This window comes from Streptococcus lactarius (assembly GCF_016642265.1).
Taxonomy (GTDB): domain Bacteria; phylum Bacillota; class Bacilli; order Lactobacillales; family Streptococcaceae; genus Streptococcus; species Streptococcus lactarius.
Genome location: NZ_MRXX01000001.1, coordinates 190,821 through 215,826 on the forward strand (window position 1 = coordinate 190,821; position 25,006 = coordinate 215,826).

The following is a 25,006-nucleotide window of genomic DNA, read 5'->3' on the forward strand; positions in this document are numbered from 1 at the left end:
ATATATGGTTTCTTAGATAATTATTATAAAAGCGATATATCCTATTCAAATCCATTATCCTTTTCTCCCTATTACTCTTTTAATTTTATTTCGAACTTTTTTTAATAAAGTATATGTTTCTGTTTGTTCATTTTCAACAGGAAAAAATTCTATTGACGAATAGACACTATTTAAGATATCAATGGGAAATTCTGTAACTTCTCTTATTTTATTTTTTAACTGATCAGCTTGAAGAGGATGCGCCTGAATTGCTTTAACTTTTAAAACCGGAACGCGATGTTCTAATATTTTAAAAGGTTTATAGTAAGAAAAATCAGGATGAACCATTCCTTCAGACTGTTCGTTCAAAGTATTAAAAACAACTTTATAATTGAAGCCCGATTTTTTTAGTTTAGATGTCAATTTGGTTTCATAGTTATCAATTACTTGTCTAACATTTTCAAAATTTTTTATACTCGTCCAAAATTTTTGAAAAACTTTAGATAATACTACCGCTTGAGAATATGACACAAAGTAACTTTGAACATGTTCTCGAAAATACTTCGTTTTTTTAAAGTTTGTCATTCCCCAAAAATCACAATCTATAGCTGATTCAAATGATCTAAAATAAGGTTCCAATGACCAAAGAGGACCTATACATGTATCATTCATCAATGTCACAGAATCATACTTTTCCAAATGATCAAAACCAACGTATGTCATTCCATCTCGCCAAGCTGCAAAATCAAATCCGATATTTTCTCTTTGAATAATTTCAAATATTCCAATCATTTTCAATTTTTCTATGTGATTCTGATCTAAATGACTGTTGGATATGAAAATTACTCGAGAAAAAAGTGGTCTTATTTGTTCCAATTGGTAAAGAACATGGCCACTTAGTTCGTCTGATTTATTGTAGTGAATATACAAAAGAATTCTATTCATTGACAATAGTCTCCCAGTTACCGTTTCTCTGTACTAAACCTGTAGCAGAGTCTTTAGCTGATATATCATTATCTGAAATATCAGTCCGATTGATTAAAATCACGGGGGCATTGTCACCTTTTGCAAATGCCAGCATTGTATTAGTATTATCTCTTACAGAAACCTGTAATTTCAATTTTATATCATTTAGGCAAGACAAACTACATGAGTAACGAAATCTTTTTTTCCCACATCCCTTAGTCATAACATCCAAGGAATTATCATTATAGATCCAAAGACCTCGATCAATCTCCGTCAGTGAAAATGCAATATAGGTTTGTATGTCTCGATTGACATCATAAGAAATCTCAAACTCTATTGGAGCCTCAGGTTGAGTCATCTTATCTGAAAGTAGTTTTACATTTAAATTGGTGACTGCTTCATGCTCTACTGTTACATCATCATTAGAAACTGTTTGGCTGGCTGCATTATCATAACTATATTGGTTCGCGACTTCATCAGGATCACCAACTACTTTAACAAGACCATTTTCAATTAGTACTGCCTTGTTACAATATTTCTTAACCGCATTCATATCATGAGTGACAAGAATGGTAGTTTTTCCTGACTTTTTACGCTCCATAAAGTAATCATTACATTTACGCTGGAAGGCTTCGTCTCCTACTGCGAGGACCTCATCCAAAATCAAGATATCACCTTGGGCCTTGATCGCAACTGAAAAAGCAAGACGAACCTGCATGCCTGATGAATAGTTTTTGAGTTTTTGGTTCATGAATTCATGCAACTCAGCAAAGTCTACAATGTCATCGTACATAGCATCAATTTCCGCTGTTGAGAAGCCTAGCATAGCTCCATTCATGTAGACATTTTCACGACCAGTTAATTCAGGATTAAAACCGACACCAAGCTCGATGAAAGATACCAACTTCCCATCAATCGTAACGGAACCTTTTTCCGGCACATAGATTTCGGAAATAATTTTTAAGAGAGTCGATTTTCCAGAACCATTTCGACCGACAATACCATAAAAATCTCCTTTTTGGACTTCAAAGGAAATATCACGTAAAACTTCTTGCTTTTTATAACCTTTTATTCCTTTAAAACGGTTTACTAGTGTTGTGCGTAAACTTTGAGTTGACTCTGTTGGTAACTTAAAAAATTTACTTACATGGTCTACCTTAACTGCTACATTACTTGACATTATAAAATCTCCGCAAATCGTTTCGAATTTTTATTGAATACAATTAAACCAATTACAAAAATAAATACAGGAATACAATATGGAATATAAGCTATCATTTTATTCTCAAAGATATCCCAACCACGTGGATTGACTGGATCAATAATAAAATGACGCATATCTTGTAACATTTGAGCTATTGGATTCATCATCAACATTTTGGCAACTGCTAAATGATTTCGTTGCAATAGATAGGTAATCGAATAAATAATAGGACTGGCGTACATACCTGCTTGAAGAACAACTTCCCAGACTGGCCCGATATCACGATATTTAACAAATAAGGCCGATAGAATAAAGGCACACCCCATAGCTAAGATTAACATCTCAATAAATAAAGGAATAATTATTAGAGAATGAATACCAAATGAAACATTATTTATAAGAGCAAACACAAATACTACTAAAAGATTAATAGAAAAATTTATTGCGGCTCCCAAAACTGAGGAAACAACAATTGTTTGCTTAGGGAAATTTAATTTGCGTAGCAAATCTCCTCTTGAAACAATTGATAACATACCCATATTCGTTGCCTCTGTAAAAAATGTCCAAAAAATCATGGACAAGAGAAGTCCGACAGCATAATGTGGAGTTCCATCATCAAACCTCAAAAAACGAACAAAAACCACATACATGATGCTAAACATCATCAAGGGTTTTAAAATCGACCAAAGATAACCGATCGCTGATCCTTGGTAGCGTAATTTAAAGTCTGTTTTAATTAACTCTCGTAATAAAATTCGATTTTTCTGACTAAAAACGTCAAACATTATTTTCTACCTCTATATGCAAACTTTGTTAAAATCAAGGTCGTGAACACACACGTGTGAAAAGCCCTATTCTTGCGATAACTATATTTACGAATCCGTGCTAGACGTTGTCTAAATGGCACATTCATAATGGTCACAAAGTTTTCGATGATTTCTTTATTTTGGAGACTGACTGGCAGATCCAATAAATTTTTTGCTTGTTCTTGACTGGACTCGATGAGATTCCAATATTTAGCAAAAAGAATATGAGGGCGAACCCAGTTTTTAACCCGTTTTCTTAGGGTTCGAGCTCCTAGAACGTTGCTACTGTGCTGACGGTACAACTCTGTCGGTTGATCGATATAGATGAGCTTCCCGAAGGCAGTTGCCACCAAAGCCAAATACCAATCGTGCATGAGAAGCGCATGTTGTTCCTGACCGGTCCATAATTCCGCCAGGGCATGGTTAATCATGGCTACTCCGCCAGTTACCGTATTTTCCGTCAATTCTTGAATCAGTTCTGTATTGGCATGATCAGACTGGGTGCGAATCATACTTTCGTGCTGCACATTCAAGTTCTCATCGACCACTTTTAAATCTGTGTAGACCAGCAAAGGTTCTTCTTGCAGATGTTTCTCTGCTTCTTCCACTTGTAGGGCAATCTTTTCTGGTAGCCAGACATCATCTTGATCACTGAAGCAATAAAGATCAGCCTTTTCATATTTTAACAGTGTGTGAAAACTCTTAATAACTCCGAGATTTTCGATGGCTCCTTGATTGATAAAGCGAATGCGCTCATCCTGCGCCACCAACTCTTGAATGATCTCTACCGTCCCATCTCTTGATCCATCATCCCGAATCAAGAGTTGCCAGTCCTGATAGGTCTGGTCTTGGATACTTTTGACCTGCTCTTTTAGATACTGCTCACCATTATAGGTGGACAACAAGATATTTACTTTCATGATAAGAATAATTCCTCGTACTCACCTACAATTTTTTCCCAGGTAAAGTTTTGCTTCATATTGGCTTTGGCCAATTGACCCCATTTAGATACGTCCTCTAAAGAGTCGACTTGATCAATTAAATGAGCTAAATTCCCATTTTCTTTTGTCCAATATTGAGCCGTGTCCTTTGCGACCGTTTGGTTAAAGGAGACTCCTAGGACTAAATTGAGATCCGTCTGAGCAAGAGCCTCTAGGAGGCCCGGATTGGTTCCTCCCACTTCATGACCATGAATATAGGCAAAGGCTTCTTTACGGATATACTTCAACAAGTCTTGGTCATAAACCGTTCCTACAAATTTTACACGTGGATCCTGATCAAATCCAGTTCGAGCCCTGAGTTCTTCAAAATAGGGATTGCCTTCATGGTTACAAATGATGACCAAATCCCGCTTGCTTGAAGAAGCCATAAATTCACGAATGGCGGTCTCGTAATTGTTTTCTGGAACAAAGCGCCCCAAAATCAAGTAATAGTTTTTTTCATGCGTCTGCCACTTCTGATAGAGTTCTCTGACTTTCTTATCCTGACTGGTCAGGCTAGTCGGAGACAAATCCGTCCCATAAGCTATATAGGTTGTATTAGACCAAGGATAGGCTTCCTTGATATAGGATTCAATACCAGGGTTGTCTGAAATCACTAAATCCGCGTGGCGCGTCATGATCTTTTCAGAATACTTGAGATAGGCTTGGATCGGTTTGGCCCACTTGGCCCGCTTCCATTCCAGTCCATCTGGATTGATATAGAATTGACCACCAATCTTATGGATCTTGCGCGCATACGGTGCCACGAAGGCCCCAATGGTATTGCCCAAAACATAAAAAATTGGCTGTTCAATTCCCTGCTTCTTAATGACCTTCAAGGCATAGTTGATGGCCATCATATCATAGGCGATGACACGCGCAGGCCCAAGCTTGGGTGCTTGAATCGTGAAACAATCGACACCCTTATAGTCAAAATGATGATAGGCTTGATCATTAGAAAGGCAAGCAACATGGTACTGGATATCTGGAGCCACTTGACGCGAAACCAACTGGTCTACAAAAGTCTCAAAACCGCCATATTGAGCCGGAAGCCCACGACTTCCGATAATAAAAACGTGTTGCATAATTTTCCCTTTCTAACAATTTACAGTCTACTCAATTATACCATTTTCTAGGCTTTTTGCCTAATGCAAACAAAAAAGGAATAGTACGGGAGGAATATTTAAATAACATTCCTTTCTGTACCACTCCCTCATAGATTAAAAATTCTAACTAAGTTTTTTCAGTCGTAATAGTTTTTTTAGAGCCGATTGAACACACTTTTTAAAAGCTTTTCTACTATTTAGAAAACTTACATCTGCCTGATTTACTTTTTTATGATTCATTTTGCTGTCCTTAAGCTTCTCAACAATTGTAGAATAAACTCTCTCAAGAGAATATCTTTCTTTCAAACTTGGAACAGCTTGTACTGCTTCAAGTTTCTCTTGATTAAATTGAGCAAGAGTATCTGAAATTGTTCTTGTTAATGCATCCAAATCACCCAAATGATACATATGGCCTTGCTCATTCATATATTCAAAGGCAGACCTGTGTCCCTCATTATCAGATAAAATTGTTGGAATGCCATTTAAAACAGATTCAACATAAACAAGACCAAACGTCTCCATACTAGATGGGAAAACCGCTATATCCTTATCAGTAATCATAGACCAAGGATCATCTACATGTCCTAAAAAGGAAACTGACTTCAGTTGATGTTCTGCGATATAATCATCACAAATTTGTTTATAGTCCTCATCCCAGCCACCTAAAAAAACGAGATCAACATCAGATTTGTCAAGTAAACCAAAAGCTTTTATGAGCTCAAGCTGGTTTTTTCTCTCCGTCAGACGTCCAACAGAAATAATACGATGTTGGTAGCTAGATTCAGTTTTTACACTTTCTACAGATTCAATATGAGTGTATGGTGCAAAAGAATAAATCTTTCTTTTAGGAAAATAATTTTGCAAATTCTCTGTCAGAGCCCCTGTTACAGCAAAAATTTCATCCGAGAAGCTATCTATAAAGTCCAATTTTTCCTTATAATAACCAAATTCCCCCTCAGGAAATTCATGAATCAACCAAAAATGTTTGACATTCTCGTAAGCTGCAGCAAGTGCACCCTGAAAAACATTGACCGTATTACTGATGACAAGGTCTACCTTGTTCTCTACAATAATATTTCGAATATCTTTAATATTCTTATTGTAAGAGTTCACTCGCATAAAATGATTACCTGGTAAGCCACCTGGTGCTTCTTCCCACCACCATTTAACTGCCGAAAGTCCATAGGTTTCAATCCCTGCATTCTGTAATGCTGCTCGATACTCTTCCTGAGAAGCGACTTTATAATCTGGAAAAACATTTAAGACACGACATCCTTTGTCCACTAGAAATTTCATCAAATTGACAATTGAAATTTCAGCACCATTATCCAGAGTCCCCGTGGGGGAAATAAATAGAACTGTTTTACTCATAGTTTTCACCTACATCCAATAGTAAGGAATGATCAAAAAAATGGAAATTAAATAATTTACTAGTAATGTAACGGTTGAAATTTTTAAAACTTTATTTTGCGAGATTTCAAAATTTCCTAAATTTGCTACTAAAGGTAAAAAGAGTATCAAAAATGGTGTAAAATATCTTCCTTGTGAACCCACTGAAACAGAAGCGCCATGGCCAAGAACAATGGGAGTCCATTGAAGATACATAACTGTTACAGTAGCGATGACTTGAATTGGAAATAACAAGGCTGCAAGAATTGAAAAATCTTTTGAAAAGAAATCTTTTTTATCTGCTAAAAAGATCAAAAACAATACTGCTACATCAACAAAAATCAACCATAGAGGTAACTGCAATGTAAAGTTTCCTAAAAAACCAAAAATTCCTATTGTGAGAATGGAGTTTAAGTCTCCATTTTGCTTTGCATCTACAAGTGTATTTAACAGGACATGAATATAATGGAAGAGACCACCTTCATTTCGCATTAAAAATTGTAAAATGAAACCTATTGTTATAAGTAGTAAAAGATAAAAGACAAACTTATATCTAGAAACTATAAGCTTTAATGACTTAAACGGTCTATTTAAAGTTTTTAATACACCCTTAAATTCAAATGATACAAAAGGTATCAAACCTAATAACAAAATATTATTTGGTTTTGTCGCTAGAAGCAAAATAGCAAGGCCTATTACTTGAACAAAATTACGATTGCTAAATCGTTTCGAATAGGCGATATTCGTTATAAAACCAATAGCTAGCATCACTTCCAAGTAATTCATCACATCATAAGACAGAGATGATGCTTGTTGGACCATAATAGGTAAAAGTGATATAAACATCACGGCTATCTTTCCATACTTAAAATAGCGTATTAAAAAGTATAGTCCAAGTATGTATGCTAATGCATTAAAGATACGCCCCATATAAATGATCATACCTACCGTGGGACTAATCCAACTTCCAATCGTCATTCCAATTAATTGAGGTATAAAAGAAATCGTTTTGAGACTAATGCCGAATCTAAATGGCTCATTCTTCATCTCAATTTTACGTGCTAGAAGCTGTTTATATTCCCTTGGTTTAACTTTATCATTGCTTGGGATCTCATCCATCCACTTAAAGGAAGTATCCGTTGGTCTGTGTAAAGTCTCCCAAGTCATACGCGCATGATTCATTTCATCTGGAACACGATTAATCGGAAACACAATCATAAATGAGAAAATAAAAATCGTCGCTAAGATGAAAAATAAATTTTCAACTTTTATCTGTTTAATTCTGTTCAAAATAAGTCACCATTTCATCTTTCTTGCTTAAGGTACAATTCTCAAGGACTGCTCGGTAAGCTGATTCTGCTAATTTTTGCCTTAATTCTAGAGATAAAACCAACGATTCTAGTTTGTCAAACCACTCATCATCAGTAGCTAACAGCCCTGTTTCACCATCAACAACCTCATCCGAAAAAGCTCCTATCTTGCTTGCTACTGTTGGTACTTTCACCAAAGCAGCTTCAATCCACTTAATCTCAGATTTGGCACGATTAAAGATAGAGTCCACAAGTGGCGCCAGATTAATATCAACCTCGCTAATCAAGGCAGGCAGTTTGTCCCAGTCCACATAATCGTGAGTGACAATTTGATTTCCAAAGGGCTTCATATCTTTTGGAATATCAAGAATTCCGACAATATGTAATTGAACATTACTATATTTCTTAAGCAGTTGCTTAATAGCTGGTTTAATCAATTCAAAATTCTCATTATGACTAATTGAACCAGAGAAATAACCAATTTTAACCACGTCTGAGACTTGAGAATAGTCCTTAAGAAATTGACTACTGATAGAGATTAACTCATCAGATGCTAGATTACGATTCAGCAAAACCGTGCTTTGATACTTCTTCAACTCCTCTTGCAGCTGGTTGGTTGAAGTAATGGCACCATCACAGTTCTCTAACATATAACCGTAATTACGAACCCCAGCATCATAATTTCCTTTTTCAACCGGATTAAGACCTTGCGTATAACTTAATTGGTCCGTGTAAACCGTATCAAATACCAAATCATCTATATCAAAGAAAACAGGTTTTCCATAATCCTTAGCCAAATGGCAGAGACGCAGAAGCTCAGGCGAAATTGGAGAACGATAGATAATAATATGACTAGCATTTTGGGCCATTGACAATTGAAAATCTGATAAGTTAGTAACTTTAACTTCAAAGCCATGCTTACGTAATTGTTCTGCCTTATTCAAAACACGGTAACGGGTACATTGCGGAATAATATTTTCAACCCCATCAATCAATAAAATATATTGTTCACGAGGAACAGCCTTGAATTTATTGATAATCTCTTCCAAGATTGACACTGGGTAATCTGTCTTATCAGTAATATACTCTAGTAAATCAGGGATTTCTGATTCACGCTCAAGACCTTGCCACAAGAATTGCTCCTCATCGTAATTTTTCAAAGCTGTGTATTTAACCAAAGGGCTACCTGCTTTAAGCATCCTCAACGGATGAATATACATAGCAGAATCTTCGTATTCTTGCACAACAGCATCGAAACGATAACCCAAATCAGCAAAATACTTGGTAAAACGAGTCTCATGTCGACCAATAGCCTTATCACGAGAATCTGTATCAGTCAAATCTGTCCAATAAGAATAAAAGGCATCATCATTTAGCATGAGCTTTTCAATAACTAGGAAATAAGATTGAAGATGCTTAGGAATGTAACCATAAGGATTCTCTTTAGTAACATCCTCTTGCTCTTCTCCAAAGGAAATTCCCCAGAAATCTAGTTGCTTATCAACCATTTCATGGAATACTTGAGACAAATCTCTCATTGGTCCAATATTGGTATCATTTACCAAGAACAGTTGATCGTAATTTTTAAGCTTATCTTTGCCAAAAGCAAAGATGCCCTCTCTAAAGGCAGCTGTATCATATCCTTTATTGTCACGAATTAAAACCTGTCCATAAGATTTAAGATTGTTGACATCCTCAACACGAAGAGAACCATTCACAACAACAATGACCTCATCCATTAACGGAGATAAAGCCTGTAAAAACCGTAATTTGTATTCTTGTAAACGGTTTTCAGATTCAAAAATGACATAGACTAGCGCTCTTTTGCCAGTAAATGACAAGGCAGAACGTTGACTATTTCTACGATGACGTAATTGATAAGTTTTCAGAGATATTAAACGTCTCCGCAATTTCGTGATTTTTCTTTTAATAGCTTTCAAATATTCTTTAATTTTTCGTGGATTTTGCAGTAAAACCTTAGAAATCTTAATAGGTTGAATCAAAGAATTGCCAATACGATAGGAAAGAGAACTTCGAATCAATTGTATCTCATTACGCGCTTCTTTCAATTCTGTTACTTGAGTTTGACTCTTACGACGAAGTTGCTTGTGTTTTCTTTGTAATTCTTTTACATATTCAGAAACCTCATTATGATGATTTATTAAATTTTCTAATCGATCCTCTAAAGTCATAAGATTATCACTAACTGCTTGATAGATTTCATGGGGCAACTTATCAAGATACTTTTCTAGAACTTCAAGATAGATTTCATAATGATGGCGAACAGAGTCACGTCCAGAAATGGATCCTGTTTCAAATACTCGATAGTTAAGCTTAGTATTTGGTTGATATGCTGCTTTAGCTCCATTATTAAGAATGAGATTTAATAAAAAGTCATAATCTTCAAGCTTTTTACGATTTAACTTCTCATCATAACGAGCATCCCCAATAATACTTCTACGAATCAAAGAACAATTATCAATGAAACTAGCATTTAGAAAATCAGTGAGGTCAAATTCACGACTTTTAAGATAAAATTCCTCTTTTTCTGGATTAAACAGGTCACAATATGCAATATCAGCATTTGTCTCGATCAATTTACTATACAACTGCTCAATATAATCCATATCCAGATAGTTATCGCTATCTACAAACAGCAAATAGTCTCCATTGATTAGACTAAGACCCATATTCCGATTCTTTACAACACCTACATTTTCATGAGATTCAAATTTCGTCACGAAAGGCGAATCTTTCAGAACTTCCTGAATAATTTCATTTGAATTGTCTGTTGAACCATCATCTAAAACAATTAACTCAATATTCCGATAAGTCTGATGAAAAATACTTCTTATACATTGTTCAATATAGTTTTCATGGTTGTAACAGGTTACAACTACTGATATTAGTTTAGTCATTTTTCCATCCATTTCGATATTTATAACAATAGAAAATCAAAGTTTTGAACCAAATATTTATAATATACTTTAGTCCAAAAAAGCACAATATACTATGTCTTCTAAAAGAGTCTATACAATACTAATTATACTATAGTTTTGGCAAAAATGGGAAACTACTTCTTCATTAGAAAATTAAAAAAAGTAGAAAAAATCTACTTTTAACTAATTAATTTTTTCAATCTTCATTTTTAAATAAATTTGATTTATAAATTTACAAGTTATTATAAATATACTAAGCATTACAGGTAAATAAGTCCTAGTTCCTGAAGCATATAAGGTTGGTGAAAACGAAATAACCAAACGTCCAACAAGACCAATTACCAATAGATACGGTAACCAAATTTTATCATCTAAGTCAGCCAGACTCCAAATAACAAAAAGTACTAAACCTAAAAGAATAATGTAATATAAAACGGCTCCACAATATACCAGATTAAACTGAAAAGTCCCCGTTTCTCTAGCATGCTTACTGATAGCAGAAAGCGTAAAGAAAATACTACGCCATTCGAACTTTTGACTCAATATAGATAGGAAAACAAAGCCACTTAGGGATATACAAATAAGGTTTCGTTTATAAAAAGCCAGCATTATCATTACAATTAAGAATAGGAAAACAAAAGTGAAAGAAACTGATAAAAGTCCATCACCTGCTTCTAAGATACCTAGCCCTAACTTTTGGACACTGTTTAGCTTTGAAAAATTAGGAAACCAAGTCATCACTTCTTTAGTAAATCTAACCCCATTACCAGGAGCTAATTTAGCTGAGATTATGCCAGCTAAAGAAACAAAAGTATAGAATACATTTCTGATTCTAAACCTGGTTACTCTCCAGTCTCTCACCAACTCAAAAGCTAGCCATAAAAAAGAATAAACTGCTAGTTGTTCTTGCATAACAGCGAATACAAAACTAACAAAACTAATAATCTTTACAAAATGGTTAGATGAATGACGATAATAAATAGAAAATAACAAAAAGGATGCCGGAAAAACATAATTTACATAGGTCGGAATAGAGCCTGCACTTAAAAATTCACTTGCCGGAATACAAATGAATAATAAGAAACCCGGAAGCCATGGAAGTTCCTTTGAAAACTTTTTGCTAGGTAATAGTAATACAAAAGTTGCTAAAACAGATACAATGACAAAAAGTTTTTCATGAATAGAAAATAAAAGTGTTGCTGATTCAATTAGTAGTCTGCTACTCCATGTAAAGTAACGGTCAATTCCAAAAAAGAGATAATTATAGTGATATTCTTCTGCATATTTCAAAAATGCTGTTTGGTCTCCAACTGGAGTAATTTTATTATTAATATAATACTGTATTGCATACAACACAGCTACAATAAGTATATATAAATAAAATCTTTTACTATTTTTCATTTTTCTCCCTGAACATACTAAACTAATTATTCGAATTCTGACTCTTCACATATTGTCTCATTAGTAACTTAGCCATCCATTTGGGCCAGAAAAGTTGATACATGTATAAGTCTTCTTTACTACGGGTATTATCCGCAATGGTTTTTGAAGTTTCAGACTCTTCATGAATCCGGTGGCACATAAGCTTGTCAGCTACATACGCAAAACGACCTTTATATTCGCTGATTTTATACCATGCGTACCAGTCTAAACTCACTCTCATTCCTTCATCAAAAAAGAAATTCTTCAAATTCTCACGGTTATAGGTAACTGCAGGACAACAAATCGGATTTCCAAAAGCCATCACACGATTACGCCAAAAATGACTAGCTGAGAAAAGATTCATGGTTTTTAGCATTAAGGTTTTGATCTTCAGATTCGTGTTAGCAGGAATTTTATGTCCATCTTTTTCTTCAAAATAATCAGAATATCCTATTAAAACATCAGAATTCCTTTCCATTTTGCCCAATACTTTCTCAGCATATTTCGGCTCATAATAATCATCCTGATGGGCGATAGTTGCATATTTTGTCTCTACAAAAGACATGGCATTATTCCAGTCCTTGCCAATTCCTCCACCTTGTTTGGTATAAAAGGGAATATCATAACGCTGACAAAGTTCCTTGATTGAATCCAGTGGTGTTGAACTATAACAGATAATCTTTGATTGGAGAGTTTGTTTTTTCAAGGATTGAATACAAGCGTCTAAATATTCACTCTCTCCATAAGCACAAATCACCCAGGTGTGACTATTGTTCATTATTCTCCTCTTTCATTTCTACATGGCTTTTTAGAATCGATAATTCTTGAACCAAATGCTTAATCTGCTCCTTTTGTTTTGACAAAGTCATGGTTTGTAAAAATGCAATAACCAACAGGAAAAAGATAGTAAGAGACAATAGAAAATTGGAGGTCAATTCAAATCCAAGTAATCTAGCAAAGTACCCAGGAATAGTGTCAAAAACCGCAATTACTATCAAGATAAGACTGATAACAATCCACATGAATGCCTGTTCAAATAAAATATTATTCTTATTGATATTTCTAATGACTAGATAAAGGAAAAAGATAGAAGCTACCAACATCACAATAGATAAAACTGACATTATTCACTCTCCCTCATAAAAGCTGCAATAACAATCGATGAACACACTTCAAGCATATAGCGAATGGATTTAATTGGCGTAATAGAAGAAACGCCGCCAGTACGTTCAAACATATTCGCTGGTTGCTCAACAACTCGATATTTACGTTTCAAAATATGAACAATAGTCTCTGGTTCCGGATACTTGATGGGATAACGTTTAGCGAATTGTTTGATAATAGCTTTATCAGCTAAACGATAGCCCGATGTCGTATCTAAAACTCTTTGGCCTGTTGTCCATTTGATGAGATTAGAAATCACACCAATACCAAAACGTCGCATAAAAGTCGTTTGAAACTCTGATTTAACGTCACCAACAAAACGAGATCCAATAACTAAATCCGCTTCATTTTTTCGAATTGGCTCAAGAAGTTCTGATAGAGACTCAATATCATGCTGGCCATCACCATCAAATTGAACTGCTACATCGTAGTCATGCTCTAGTGCATATTTGTAGCCTGTTTGAACCGCACCGCCAATCCCAAGATTCATCACAAGATGAACAGCATTAAAATGGTTCTCTTCCAGAATTTGTTTTGTCTTATCTGTTGATCCATCATTGATCACAACATAATCCAAATCAAAATCAACTTTCTTGCGGTAATTCAAGATACTTGTTACCGTGTCGAAAATACTTTCCTCCTCATTATAGGCAGGAATAATCATTAAAACTCTCAACTACTTCTCCTTTCCTTTACAGTATAATTTTGCAAACAGTGAGACAAGTTTCAAGCGTTCGAAGATTCTAAAAGCCATTACCGAAACAACTGTTTGCATTCGTTCTCCTGTTATCTCCGATGATAATGGGGTTAAACTTGAGTCTATATTTTCTTTAGAAATCCACTGCTTAATCTTTTTATATTGATCCATAAATAATAAGCTAGAGGCTGCTCTTCCAGAAAAAAGTAAGTACCAAATATAATAGCGTTTAATAAAATAACGAATATATTTTGAATCACCAGCAACTTGAAGTAGGTGGCTCAAGAAGTACACAATATCTATATTCGGATTAAACCCTCTTTGTGATGTATTTGAAATACTTTTCTCGTTGAAAAACCAATTGTAGCCATTATAATCAATTATTTTTATCTTTTCCGTTAAATTGTAAGCTGATAGCGTAAAAATAACATCCTCACCAATTGGATAATCAAAAAACTCAATCTCATTATCGATTAAAAATGAAGTTCGATAGATACGTGCCCAAGGTGCAACTATAATATACTTAGACCATTCTGACTGTGTGAGATCTTGCTTGAAAAGTGTCTTCAAGTCCTGATTAACACGCTTATAGCCACCAAGAACAATATCTAGTTGTTCTTGGTGAATGGCATTGTAAAAACGCTCTAAATAATCAGAATCAACAAAGTCATCATTATCAATAAAGACAATATACTCACCTTTAGCGAGGTGTATTCCTTTATTTCTAGTTTTAGCAACTCCCTCGTTTTTTTTGTCGATAACTCTAATAAAGTTGTGAGCAGAAGCATAAGTTTGCAAAACCATCAAGGAGTTGTCTGTGGAACCATCATTTAAAAGAATAATTTCAAAATCCCTAAAGGTCTGATTTAAAAGCGAATCTAAGCATTGTTTAAGCCCATCTTGTGCATTATAAACAGGAATTATGATTGTAATGGCTGGATTATTCATTCTTTCTCTTTCTAACTTATCTTATTTATAAAATCTTAATAGGTAAGAAAATATTTTTGTCGAGATATTGATTCCAAAAAAATTAGTAAAAATACCAGTCAACTTAAAAGCCTTATTCTCAATACGAATCGAAGCCTTTAACAAATATTTATATTTTCGTAACAATTCCTTTATCTCTATATTTGAGAGATAAGATTTAGCATAAGGAAGAATTGAAATATAAGAAATTGCAAAATAAGTCGTCAAAGCTTTTTGTTTTGTATCTGGCAACTCAGACACATCAAACAAGCCACGCTCTATTCCTCTCAATGTATCCAACACATTTGCTTCTTTTACTACATTCGTTAAGCTTCCTGCTCTGTTTTGACGGTACATATATTGTGTGCTTGTTAGGACTGAAAAACTCTCCACTAGCTTTAGTATGTAGGAACAATATAAACTATCTTCTGATACCAAGTCCTCTGGAAAACATAGACCGTTACTTATCAATTTTTTAGAAATACACTTATTCCAATTTGGACCGTTAAACAAACCAAAATTAGTTGCTGTAAGCAAGTTGTTCTGACTAGAAATAGGAATTTCCTTTATTTCATTGTCGTAATAATAACTGTAACCGAAGATAACTACATCAACAGCCTTTGCTTTAATTTTGGTAGCGATCGCATCTAAAAACTGCGAATCGCTCCAAAAATCATCACCGTCTAGAAATAAAAGATAATCACCAGAAGACTTACTTATTCCAGTATTACGCGCCTTTGATGCACCACCATTACTCTGATGGATTACAGCCACTTGATGATAATTTTTCGAAAGCTCATCTGCGATAATACCTGTATTATCTGTTGAACCATCATCCACAATGATTATCTCGTAATTTTCAAACGTCTGCTTTAGTATGCTCTGAACACAGCACTCCAAATAGCTTGAAACATTGTAAGCAGGGATAATAACAGAAAATTTCATGCCAATTATTTTTTCCTTCTAAAAATTGTATATGGATTCGTTATAAAATAAATTACTAGGGATGTCAGTAACCATGCTATCATCGCACAAAGAAATGATAGGGATGCCCCAAAAATCTCAAATTTAGAAACTAAAGGCTTTGCCGTTAAGAGTGACACAATGTAACCAACGACAAATGAAATCACTAGAAAATGTTGCTTTCTAAATATTGTCAAGATATTATCACATACTGTTGAAAAGGTACTTGCAATCCCCCCTAATAACAAAACTACAAAACTAGTTTGATACTGTTTTAAATGGGTTCCATATACAATATCCAGTGCTGGCATTGCTATAAAAGCACCAATAAGAAAAATGAAGGTGCAGGTACCAAGTAAAATCTTGAAGAGATTATTCTTGTAAGTTATAAAATGCGATATTTTCCTTTCCTCCAAAAATACAGCAAGCTGGGTAATCATTGGCCTAAGAAAGACAATCATCAGATTCATAGCAAAAATAGGGGTAAACAAAATACTGAAATCCCTTTGAACACCATTACCAATTAGTCCCTGGTTAAAAATATCATTCAAAGCATATTTAGGTTGGTTATATATTGAAACCAGCAAAAAAGCATTAATAAATAAAGGTAAACAATCTTTCAATACACTAAAGATATTACCAAGCTTAACACTGAAAGGGGTCAATCTATGGAAAAACTTTGAATGAGGATAGTCAAATAAAGCAATGAATACGAATGAACTGATAGTTTGTGAGATGACAGACCACAAGAGATTTTTAGAAATAACTAAAGTTAGAGCAAAGACAATTGTTGAAAGAGTATTTCTCAGAAAGAGAGATTTCCCAGCAATATCCAAACGTTCCTTCTGCTGAAATAATCCTTGAAAAACATCTGATAAAGCTTCACTAACTCGGAAGAAAGAGACCCAAAATATGATTCCAACATTTGAATGCGTATTCGGATTAAAAATGAGATACATTACTAAAAGAAGAACCATAGCAATGTTTGAAAGTATCCTCGTAACAAAGTAGGTATCAAAAGAATACTTTTCTCTTATATCTGTTGCTTGGAAGTCTCTGACTTGAAAACTAGCGACAATAACAAATAGGTTTGCAATCGCATAGGCAAAACTGTAAATATCTGCCGAAGAACTATTCAAAGTACGTGTAACAATAAAAAGAAGAATAACTGAAACAGCTGCCGAAGATAAACTGCCTAAAATATTCCAGAAAAAAACCTTTTGGGGAGTTACATTTTTCAAGTATTACAACTCACTTTCAATCAGTATATTGCTTTTATTATACCATAAACCCAATAAAAAAGAGAGGAGCACTAATGACCAAATCCCCAAAAGTTATGTCTACCTTTTCTAACTTTTGAGGTAAGGTCATAAACACTCCACCCTCTTTTGAAAACATTATTTCACTTCTTGTTTATAAAACTCTTTCAAAGCATCTTGCCATGTCGGAATGACAAATCCTGTAGCCTTAGCCTTAGACAAACTCATTGTTGAGTTAAGTGGGCGTTTCGCCTTAGCTGGGAATTGGCTGGAATCCACTGGCTTCACTTCTACATCCGTATCTTTTAGGATTTCAACTGCAAAGTCATACCAAGTTGTATCTTCTTCTGCATCATTAGACAAGTGGTAATAACCATAATCTTTACGATTTTCAGCTAAATAGGTCATAAACTCTGCAAGAGTACGAGTCCAAGTTGGACGACCGTGTTGGTCATTAACGACCGTCAAAGTTTTGTGAGTCTTGGCTAAGTTTTGCATGGTGAAAACAAAGTTCTTACCGTAGTTACCAAATACCCAAGCTGTACGAATGATATAGAAGTTAGAGACATTCTTCTCAACCAGTTCTTCCCCCATGCGTTTGGTACGTCCGTACTCTGTTTGAGGATCTGGTTGATCATCTACTTCCCATTCTTGACCCACTGGTTTTTTACCATCAAACACATAGTCTGTTGAGATATAGACCAAAGTTGCACCGTGCTTTTCAGACGCATTCGCTACATTTTCCGTACCGGTCACGTTGATAGCATAGTCCAGCTCTTTTCCTTCATCTTCAGCAGCATCCACTGCAGTATAAGCTGCACAGTGGTAGACCAAAGTTGGTTTCACTTCTGCGAACACTTCGTCTACCTTCTCTGCATTTGTGATGTCCATCTCTGCTACGTCTACTGCTACATACTCTTCGTTGCGTTCGTCAAGAAGGTGACGAAGTTCAGTTCCGAGTTGGCCATTTGCACCTGTTACTAAAATCATATTTTTCTCCTTGTATTTAGATTTTCAATAAAGAATCTGTTCTTTAACTTTAAAATACCTATAAATTTTCTAACACTTTTTTACATCTATTATATCGTGTTAAAAAGATACCGAATACGCTTAACCAAGAAATTATTTCAATACAATATCCTAAATATTGCAAGAAAGTTTTATGATAAGAAATCGAGATATGTCCAGGTTTATTTATTTCTATGTATATCTTACCATCATTTAACACTTTCTTATTTTCATTTGGTCTCCTCAATTTTTGATTTTCTCGATTTTCTTGAGCAGTGAATGGACGAGTTTTCATCATTGCTTTAGAACCAGAGGCACCTCTCGAATAATCTACTTGGTAGCCTTTATACCATACTAGAGGAACAACAAAACTACTTTTATTTATATTATTTTTAAAATCAACATCAAATTCTAGAAGATTATAACTTTTCTTGATATTAGAAATAGTTAGTTCTCCATTATCCAAGAATTCTGAAAATTGAGGATTGCGTACATGCACATTGTCAACATCTATATTATAATACTCGTCTCCACTGGTATCAACAAATTTCGTCTTATCCCCCATATATACTGCTTTTAACAATTCCTCACTAAGTTTATTTTCATTTTGCATTTGACTATAGGTCTTAGATGAACTAAAGTACTGAGGTAAAACTTGGCGATAATAAAAAGTTAAACTAGCCATACACAAAAAAAGTGGTAGAAAACCTTTTACATTTGTAAAAGCTAAAAATAAGATAAATATTAATGGTATGAAAAACAATAATCGTCCAGAATATTGCATGCTTCCTAAGAAAGTCTGTTTCAGCATAGTATTCCAAGGTAAAAAACTAGTAGCAGAGAAATACAATATCCAACAACTAAGAAAGAGTGTCTTACTAAGGGAAGTCATACGTCGAAATAGTAATATGACTATAAAACTTGAAATGAGCAACCCTATACTTATTAAATGATGGATTGGCCATTCTAGTGGAGTGAATGGCTTATAAAATCCTGAGTTGTCTGCTTGAAATGGATAAGGTACAGAGAAAGTATCATTGACATTAACAGGAAAATTTCTTCCTAACCAAGAAAAAAGAAAGTGTTGAGAAGAAACCTGCTCTACGTATTGCAAAATGTATCCAGCAGACAAAAATAATGCAATCAAAACCGATAATATAAAAGAAACTAACTTTTTCACACTTATCTTATTAAAATTTAATAATAAAAAGATAAAAGAAAAAATGGCTAATATTATCGTGGAAAGTATATGGGTTTGAATTAATAATGCTACTACAATGCCTAAATATATTGGATTTCTTTGGTTTAAGAAAAGTATTCTATAAATTGAATAAAAAAGTAGAGGAACTAATGGAACTACCATCGTCATACCATAACCAAATAGTGTGTAGTAACACGGTACGGTAATTGCAGTTATAATTCCTAACATTTTATTCTTAGAAATTTTTTCAACTACAAAATAAACAGTGATAAGTGTAGATAATATAATCAAATGGGCAAAAATAGAATAAGATAAGTTACCATTTTTTGTAACCATATATACTAATGCTGATGGATAAAATTGCCAATTCCCATAAAACATAGGAGAGGCATAGCCAGTCCCATAGGCATATATATAATTCAGATTTGGAAGAAAATCCAGATGTCTTATAGACTCCGAAAGTCCAACAATCCTGGATAAATGAAAAACATAATCATATGTTCGACTTTGAAAATTTATTAAGTTAAAAGATAAAAACGTAAATAATATTGAGTAAGTAATTAAAAATAGATAGTAAACTCTATCACTAATCAAATTACAGAAATTATTTATTGATTCAAATTTTCCTTGAAATCGTTCTACAAATTGTAAATGAGCAACCTTATCAAAAAAAACATCAATTTTATCATAGAAACTAGACAATGTTTTTTTAAGCATCCTAATCATCACTCTTTTCTTTCACAACATAAACTGGTCGTTTCTTGGTTTCCATAAAGATCTTACCAACGTATTTCCCTAAAATCCCAATGGTTAATAATTGGAACCCTCCTAGGAAAAGAATCACTGTCATAAGAGATGGCCAACCAGAAGTCGGATCTCCAAAGACTAGTGTGCGGATCACAATCAAAATTACCATGATAAAAGCTAAAAGCCAAGATAGGAGCCCACCGATAAAGGCAATATTTAGTGGGGCATCCGAGAAGTTAACAATCCCTTCAATCGAGTATTTGAAGAGGGACCAAAAATTCCAAGACGTCTCCCCTGCCACGCGTTCAACATTCTTGTATTCTAGGTATTCTGTTTCAAATCCTACCCAGGCAAAAATTCCTTTTGAAAAGCGATTGTATTCTGATAACTCTAGAATTGCATCGACCATGGGACGGCGCATCAAACGGAAATCACGCGCACCGTCGACCATTTCTACTTGACTGATATGATTGATCAATTTATAAAACATCCGTGCAAAGAATGAGCGAATCGGTGGTTCTCCATCACGGGTTACTCGTCGGGTTCCGACACAGTCCAATTCTGAGTTTTCATCCAATTTTTGCTTCATTTGAACCAGTAACTCTGGAGGATCCTGCAGATCCACATCCATGACGGTCACGTATTCACCACTAGCACGCTCAAGTCCAGCATACAGTGCTGCTTCTTTTCCGAAATTCCGAGAAAAAGAAAGGTAATGCACATTTGAATCTGTAACATGTAACTTTCGAAGAACCGATAGCGTACTATCGGAAGAGCCGTCGTTTATAAAAATATATTCAAATTTTTCTCCCATCTCCATCCGAACACGTTCCATTTCTCTGTAAAACAATGGAATTGATTCTTCTTCGTTAAAACATGGGACTACAACTGATAGGGTCATTGCTTACTCCTTGACTTATTCACTTTCTATTGTAACAAAAAACTCTCATAATCCCTAGCATTTTTCATCCCGCCCTTCCCTATTTTCATGTTATAATAGGATGAAACATTGGATGGAGGATTGATAATGCTAAGGCTTGGAATTATTGGAACGAGTTGGATTTCACAGGAATTTATTAAGGCAGCGCACTTGACTGGGCGCTATGGCTTACAGGCGGTGTATTCAAGGCGTTTAGAAACTGCTCAAGACTTTTGTGAACCTTATGATTCTATTTCTTGCTACACGGACTTGGTGGACTTCTTGGATAGTGATTTAGATGTCGTCTACATTGCCAGTCCTAACTCCCTTCATTTTTCTCAGGCCAAGCTCGCTATCCTGGCAAAGAAGCATGTCATCATTGAAAAGCCCGCTGTGACGAATCCATCTGAGTGGACAGAGTTAACCAAGCTTGCTAAGGAGCATCAGGTCTATCTCTTTGAAGCTGCCAGAAATTACCAAGAAGCTGCCTTTCAAGTCATCAAAGACTTTCTAGCCGGTCAAGAAATTTTAGGTGCTAACTTTACCTTTGCAAAATATTCTTCCAAGTTACCTACCCTTCTTGCTGGTGAGATGCCGAATATTTTCTCAGATGTCTATGCCGGTGGCGCCTTGATGGATCTCGGAGTCTACTGCCTCTACCTAGCGATTGGTTTCTTTGAAACTCCAATCTCCAGCCACTACACCGCTCAGCAATTACCTAATTCGGTTGATCTCTATGGTCAGGGTGTCTTGATTTATCCAGAGTTTCAGGTTGCCATTCAGGCGGGAAAAAACATCACCAGTCATCTACCAGCTGAAATCTATACCAAGACTGGAACGCTGACTCTAAATGCTGTAGCAGCTATCAACCAGGCCCAATTTGTCAGCCATTCTGGTGAAGTCATCGATCTTCCTCTCACGCCTTGTAGTCATGTCATGCAAGAAGAGGCGGAAGCCTTTGCCCTTGCCATGGCTGGTCAAAAGGAGACTGCTTATCTCGAATGGTTACAAACTGCAGAGCAAGTCCACGAGACCCTCTACCAGATGCGTCAAAGCGCTGGAATTCAATTTAAGGATGAAAAAGAATGAAAGAACATTTCCCCAAAAGCTGGTTAGACCAGCTAGAAACACTTGGTTTTGATACCTTCACTGACATTCAGGAGCAGATCTTTTCTCCCATCTATGAAGGAGAGAATGTCTTAGGAATCAGTCCGACTGGTACTGGAAAGACCCTTGCCTATCTCTTTCCGAGCTTACTGAAGCTCAAACCCCGAAAAGCTCAACAACTCTTGATTTTGGCTCCAAATACCGAGTTGGCAGGACAAATTTTTGATGTGACCAAGCAATGGGCTGAACCACTCGGCCTCCAAACACAACTTTTCTTGTCCGGATCTAGTCAAAAACGCCAAATTGAGCGTCTAAAAAAAGGACCTGAAATCTTAGTCGGTACTCCTGGTCGGGTCTTTGAACTGATCAAACTGAAAAAAATTAAAATGATGAATGTGGAGACCATCATTTTAGATGAATTTGACCAGTTACTGAGCGACTCTCAGTACCATTTTGTCGATAAAATCAGTCACTATGCTCCTCGTGATCACCAATATATCTATATGAGCGCGACAGCTAAGGTCGATCCAGACCAATTAGAAGAAAATACCATCCAAATCACAGTTGATGGGGTTCGCTTAGACAATATTCAGCATTTTTATATGCAAGTGGATCAACGTGATAAGGTCGAACTCCTTCGCAAACTCGCCCACGTCGAAGACTTTCGTGGTCTTGCCTTCTTCAACAGCCTATCTGATCTAGGAAGTGCAGAAGAAAAGCTGCAATACCGTGGCGTAGAGGCCGTGTCGCTCGCCAGTGATGTCAATGTCAAATACCGCAAGGTTATCCTGGAACGCTTCAAAGATCACCAGCTAACCCTTCTACTTGCGACCGATTTGGTAGCTCGTGGAATCGATATTGACCATCTGGAATGTGTGATCAACTACGATCTCCCTCGAGACAAAGAAACCTACACCCACCGATCTGGTCGTACGGGACGGATGGGCCGTGAGGGCTATGTGATTACCTTTATCACCCACTCAGAAGAACTCAAAACCTTGAAAAAGTACGCTTCTATCCGAGAGATTGTCCTGAAAAATTCCCAACTCTATCTCAATGACTAACAAAATCCTCTGCCATTTCCAGCAGAGGATTTAAAATTCAGACAAACTATTGTATAGTAAAATAAGTTAAGCGTTTCTGCAAAGAAATATAAATATGTTCTAATTTTTAGAATGAATCAATATAAAGCCTAAACTTTCCGCTGTGAGAAAAGTGCTAGAAACACGATTGTTTCTAGCACTAGGGAGTTTTGGAACCTTAGATCCAAAACTAAGTCATGGAACTTCAAAGAAGTTCGCTGACGTCCGTACTCACCTAAGGAAAGTTTTTAAGAAGATTCTATCTTCAATCTGAATCCTCTGCCATTTCCAGCAGAGGATTTTTGCTTAATTTCGATTGTAGTAAATACGATGACTTTCAAGTTGGTAATTCAACAATTCATCCACCGTAACAAAAGTGTAGCCTTGTTCTTTGAGGTAATCTAGAACCGTCGGCAAAGCATCAATCGTGGTCTGGTGAACATCATGCATGAGAATGATCGAACCTGGTTTGACTTCTTTCTTCACTTCATTGAGAATGGAAGCTGTATTGTGGTTCTTCCAGTCTAAACTATCCACATCCCACATGATGAAGGACTGGTCTATGCCATATTGGATGGCGTTATTGATCGCTCCATACGGTGGACGGGTAATCTTGGTTTGCACACCTGTCGCTTTTTGAATCGCTTCTTGCGTATCCAAAATCTCCTTTTTCGCATCACTCAAACTCAATTTCGGTAATTGCGGGTGATCCCATGTATGGTTCCCAATTTGGTGACCTTCTTTACGGACCTGCTTGGCAATATTTGGATAAGCGTCGACATTTTTACCAACCATAAAGAAGGTGGCCTTGGCATTGTACTTCTTAAGGATGGAGAGAGCTTGTGGTGTCGTCTTGGGATCTGGCCCATCATCAAAGGTCAAAGCGACCATCTTTTGACGGCGCTCTTCAATATAGGATTGGTACGATTCAAGATCTTCAGGAAGCAGGCGATCGGTATCGATCACATCATAGAATTTGGAAAGTGGAACCTTGAAGGTATCATCCCCCTTAACCTTAGATGGAAACGAAATGATGAAATTTCCCTTTTCATACTGGAAAGTCCACTGGCTCAAATCCATTTCTGAAAAATGCGCCACCATTTGATCAATACTGGCATCATCTAGCTGACGAAACGAAAGATTGGTTTTCAATTCGTTTAAGAAAATCTGCTTTGCTCCATCTGGATCAGCGAATACCTCCGTCAAAGTCAAAGGATTATCCTCATCATCTAAATAGAATAAAGGCAATTTCACAGTTTCATCTTTGATGAATTGGCCCTTTTTATACTGGTATTCCGCCCGTTTAATCTGAATCGGATGGTAGCCAACAAAGGGAGCTTCTATTTCTTCACTATGGTAGAAAGTCAGATGCTCTGGCTTCTTGGTTTTTTCGTCCGATCCCAAGCGTTTGAGGTCTTCAGATATCTTGTCTTTAATGACAGTGATGGGTTGACCATCTCTTGTAGGAAAATAGGCCGTCACATAGGATGTTCCTAAAATCCCTTCTTGGACTTGTGCTTTTTTCCCTTTTTCTGTATCTCCTTCTAACTGTACCACTTTCGAAAATTGGTCTTGATAGGCTTTATTTTCACGAATGGTTTGGATTTTACGGTATCCAATAAAAAGGATAGAAAGTAAAAGGAGATTCACGATGACTAATAATATGGTTCTTACAGGCTTTAATCTCATAACTTTATTATAGCAAATTTCTTTCCAAAAAACATTTCTTTTTTATACGGGTAAACATCAAAAAGGTGAGGCTGGGACAAAAGTCTTAGCCTCTCAATTGTTT

The 25,006-nt window shown here is 35.7% G+C and carries 21 protein-coding genes; 2 read left to right on the plus strand and 19 right to left on the minus strand.

What is annotated here, in order from left to right:
* Positions 1–54: 54 nt before the first annotated feature.
* The 18 genes from BTU61_RS01005 to BTU61_RS01090 all read right to left on the minus strand — a co-directional run bounded on the left by BTU61_RS01005 (position 55) and on the right by BTU61_RS01090 (position 21,007).
* Positions 55–924: a rhamnan synthesis F family protein gene (locus BTU61_RS01005; RefSeq protein WP_200771955.1), complete on the minus strand. Its 870-nt coding sequence runs from the start codon at positions 922–924 to the stop codon at positions 55–57.
* The gene (locus BTU61_RS01010) at positions 917–2,125 is read right to left on the minus strand and encodes an ATP-binding cassette domain-containing protein (protein ID WP_200771956.1); all 1,209 of its coding nucleotides are present in this window, start codon (positions 2,123–2,125) and stop codon (positions 917–919) included. The genes BTU61_RS01005 and BTU61_RS01010 overlap by 8 nt, the downstream gene beginning before the upstream one ends.
* Positions 2,125–2,934, minus strand: coding sequence for an ABC transporter permease (locus BTU61_RS01015; protein ID WP_200771957.1), 810 nt, complete (start codon positions 2,932–2,934; stop codon positions 2,125–2,127). Before BTU61_RS01015 ends, BTU61_RS01010 begins: the two co-directional genes overlap by 1 nt.
* Entirely contained in the window at positions 2,934–3,875 is a 942-nt protein-coding gene (locus BTU61_RS01020) for a glycosyltransferase family 2 protein (protein ID WP_200771958.1), read from the minus strand. The genes BTU61_RS01015 and BTU61_RS01020 overlap by 1 nt, the downstream gene beginning before the upstream one ends.
* Positions 3,872–5,020, minus strand: a complete 1,149-nt coding sequence (gene cps2T / locus BTU61_RS01025; RefSeq protein WP_200771959.1) for a beta 1-4 rhamnosyltransferase Cps2T — start codon at positions 5,018–5,020, stop codon at positions 3,872–3,874. Before cps2T ends, BTU61_RS01020 begins: the two co-directional genes overlap by 4 nt.
* Positions 5,021–5,164: 144 nt before the next feature.
* The gene (locus tag BTU61_RS01030) at positions 5,165–6,412 is read right to left on the minus strand and encodes a glycosyltransferase family 4 protein (RefSeq protein ID WP_200771960.1); all 1,248 of its coding nucleotides are present in this window, start codon (positions 6,410–6,412) and stop codon (positions 5,165–5,167) included.
* 9 nt (positions 6,413–6,421) lie between these two features.
* Positions 6,422–7,720 (minus strand): DUF2142 domain-containing protein, encoded by a 1,299-nt coding sequence (locus BTU61_RS01035; RefSeq protein ID WP_200771961.1) that lies wholly within the window; start codon positions 7,718–7,720, stop codon positions 6,422–6,424.
* The gene (locus tag BTU61_RS01040; protein WP_200771962.1) at positions 7,707–10,658 is read right to left on the minus strand and encodes a rhamnan synthesis F family protein; all 2,952 of its coding nucleotides are present in this window, start codon (positions 10,656–10,658) and stop codon (positions 7,707–7,709) included. The genes BTU61_RS01035 and BTU61_RS01040 overlap by 14 nt, the downstream gene beginning before the upstream one ends.
* Positions 10,659–10,862: 204 nt before the next feature.
* On the minus strand, positions 10,863–12,080 hold the full coding sequence (locus BTU61_RS01045) for a beta-carotene 15,15'-monooxygenase (protein ID WP_200771963.1): 1,218 nt from the start codon (positions 12,078–12,080) through the stop codon (positions 10,863–10,865).
* A gap of 22 nt (positions 12,081–12,102) precedes the next feature.
* Positions 12,103–12,879, minus strand: coding sequence for a glycosyltransferase family 2 protein (locus tag BTU61_RS01050; RefSeq protein ID WP_200771964.1), 777 nt, complete (start codon positions 12,877–12,879; stop codon positions 12,103–12,105).
* Positions 12,869–13,225 carry a DUF2304 domain-containing protein gene (locus BTU61_RS01055; RefSeq protein WP_200771965.1) on the minus strand — a complete coding sequence of 119 codons (357 nt, stop codon included), beginning with the start codon at positions 13,223–13,225 and terminating at the stop codon, positions 12,869–12,871. Before BTU61_RS01055 ends, BTU61_RS01050 begins: the two co-directional genes overlap by 11 nt.
* Positions 13,225–13,941 (minus strand): glycosyltransferase family 2 protein, encoded by a 717-nt coding sequence (locus tag BTU61_RS01060; RefSeq protein ID WP_200771966.1) that lies wholly within the window; start codon positions 13,939–13,941, stop codon positions 13,225–13,227. The genes BTU61_RS01055 and BTU61_RS01060 overlap by 1 nt, the downstream gene beginning before the upstream one ends.
* Positions 13,942–14,910 (minus strand): glycosyltransferase family 2 protein, encoded by a 969-nt coding sequence (locus BTU61_RS01065; protein ID WP_200771967.1) that lies wholly within the window; start codon positions 14,908–14,910, stop codon positions 13,942–13,944. It abuts the gene before it with no gap.
* Positions 14,911–14,931: 21 nt separating this feature from the next.
* Complete coding sequence (locus BTU61_RS01070) at positions 14,932–15,873, minus strand: glycosyltransferase family 2 protein (protein ID WP_200771968.1); 942 nt, start codon at positions 15,871–15,873, stop codon at positions 14,932–14,934.
* A gap of 5 nt (positions 15,874–15,878) precedes the next feature.
* Complete coding sequence (locus BTU61_RS01075; RefSeq protein WP_200771969.1) at positions 15,879–17,132, minus strand: oligosaccharide flippase family protein; 1,254 nt, start codon at positions 17,130–17,132, stop codon at positions 15,879–15,881.
* Between the two features lie 156 nt (positions 17,133–17,288).
* Positions 17,289–18,140, minus strand: a complete 852-nt coding sequence (rfbD, locus tag BTU61_RS01080) for a dTDP-4-dehydrorhamnose reductase (protein WP_200771970.1) — start codon at positions 18,138–18,140, stop codon at positions 17,289–17,291.
* Positions 18,141–18,198: 58 nt separating this feature from the next.
* Positions 18,199–20,076: a glycosyltransferase family protein gene (locus BTU61_RS01085; RefSeq protein WP_200771971.1), complete on the minus strand. Its 1,878-nt coding sequence runs from the start codon at positions 20,074–20,076 to the stop codon at positions 18,199–18,201.
* A 1-nt stretch (position 20,077) separates the two neighbouring features.
* Positions 20,078–21,007: a glycosyltransferase family 2 protein gene (locus tag BTU61_RS01090; RefSeq protein WP_200771972.1), complete on the minus strand. Its 930-nt coding sequence runs from the start codon at positions 21,005–21,007 to the stop codon at positions 20,078–20,080.
* A 126-nt stretch (positions 21,008–21,133) separates the two neighbouring features.
* On the opposite strand from BTU61_RS01090, the gene BTU61_RS01095 reads away from it, so the two are divergent.
* Positions 21,134–22,114, plus strand: a complete 981-nt coding sequence (locus tag BTU61_RS01095) for a Gfo/Idh/MocA family protein (RefSeq protein WP_200771973.1) — start codon at positions 21,134–21,136, stop codon at positions 22,112–22,114.
* Positions 22,111–23,196, plus strand: a complete 1,086-nt coding sequence (locus BTU61_RS01100) for a DEAD/DEAH box helicase (protein ID WP_200771974.1) — start codon at positions 22,111–22,113, stop codon at positions 23,194–23,196. Before BTU61_RS01095 ends, BTU61_RS01100 begins: the two co-directional genes overlap by 4 nt.
* A 324-nt stretch (positions 23,197–23,520) precedes the next feature.
* Here the strand turns inward: BTU61_RS01100 and BTU61_RS01105 are convergent, their stop codons facing one another.
* Complete coding sequence (locus BTU61_RS01105) at positions 23,521–24,903, minus strand: polysaccharide deacetylase family protein (RefSeq protein WP_200771975.1); 1,383 nt, start codon at positions 24,901–24,903, stop codon at positions 23,521–23,523.
* Positions 24,904–25,006: the final 103 nt, after the last annotated feature.

Bases quoted from the DNA above. Each gene is read 5' to 3' on its own strand.
- BTU61_RS01105 (WP_200771975.1), bottom strand. From the start codon at position 24,903: ATGAGATTAAAGCCTGTAAGAACCATATTATTAGTCATCGTGAATCTC.
- BTU61_RS01030 (WP_200771960.1), bottom strand. From the start codon at position 6,412: ATGAGTAAAACAGTTCTATTTATTTCCCCCACGGGGACTCTGGATAAT.
- BTU61_RS01055 (WP_200771965.1), bottom strand. From the start codon at position 13,225: ATGTCAGTTTTATCTATTGTGATGTTGGTAGCTTCTATCTTTTTCCTT.
- BTU61_RS01010 (WP_200771956.1), bottom strand. From the start codon at position 2,125: ATGTCAAGTAATGTAGCAGTTAAGGTAGACCATGTAAGTAAATTTTTT.
- BTU61_RS01090 (WP_200771972.1), bottom strand. From the start codon at position 21,007: ATGACCCTATCAGTTGTAGTCCCATGTTTTAACGAAGAAGAATCAATT.
- BTU61_RS01070 (WP_200771968.1), bottom strand. From the start codon at position 15,873: ATGAAATTTTCTGTTATTATCCCTGCTTACAATGTTTCAAGCTATTTG.
- BTU61_RS01005 (WP_200771955.1), bottom strand. From the start codon at position 924: ATGAATAGAATTCTTTTGTATATTCACTACAATAAATCAGACGAACTA.
- BTU61_RS01050 (WP_200771964.1), bottom strand. From the start codon at position 12,879: ATGAACAATAGTCACACCTGGGTGATTTGTGCTTATGGAGAGAGTGAA.
- cps2T (WP_200771959.1), bottom strand. From the start codon at position 5,020: ATGCAACACGTTTTTATTATCGGAAGTCGTGGGCTTCCGGCTCAATAT.
- BTU61_RS01065 (WP_200771967.1), bottom strand. From the start codon at position 14,910: ATGAATAATCCAGCCATTACAATCATAATTCCTGTTTATAATGCACAA.
- BTU61_RS01040 (WP_200771962.1), bottom strand. From the start codon at position 10,658: ATGACTAAACTAATATCAGTAGTTGTAACCTGTTACAACCATGAAAAC.
- BTU61_RS01100 (WP_200771974.1), top strand. From the start codon at position 22,111: ATGAAAGAACATTTCCCCAAAAGCTGGTTAGACCAGCTAGAAACACTT.
- rfbD (WP_200771970.1), bottom strand. From the start codon at position 18,140: ATGATTTTAGTAACAGGTGCAAATGGCCAACTCGGAACTGAACTTCGT.
- BTU61_RS01095 (WP_200771973.1), top strand. From the start codon at position 21,134: ATGCTAAGGCTTGGAATTATTGGAACGAGTTGGATTTCACAGGAATTT.
- BTU61_RS01015 (WP_200771957.1), bottom strand. From the start codon at position 2,934: ATGTTTGACGTTTTTAGTCAGAAAAATCGAATTTTATTACGAGAGTTA.
- BTU61_RS01085 (WP_200771971.1), bottom strand. From the start codon at position 20,076: ATGCTTAAAAAAACATTGTCTAGTTTCTATGATAAAATTGATGTTTTT.
- BTU61_RS01045 (WP_200771963.1), bottom strand. From the start codon at position 12,080: ATGAAAAATAGTAAAAGATTTTATTTATATATACTTATTGTAGCTGTG.
- BTU61_RS01020 (WP_200771958.1), bottom strand. From the start codon at position 3,875: ATGAAAGTAAATATCTTGTTGTCCACCTATAATGGTGAGCAGTATCTA.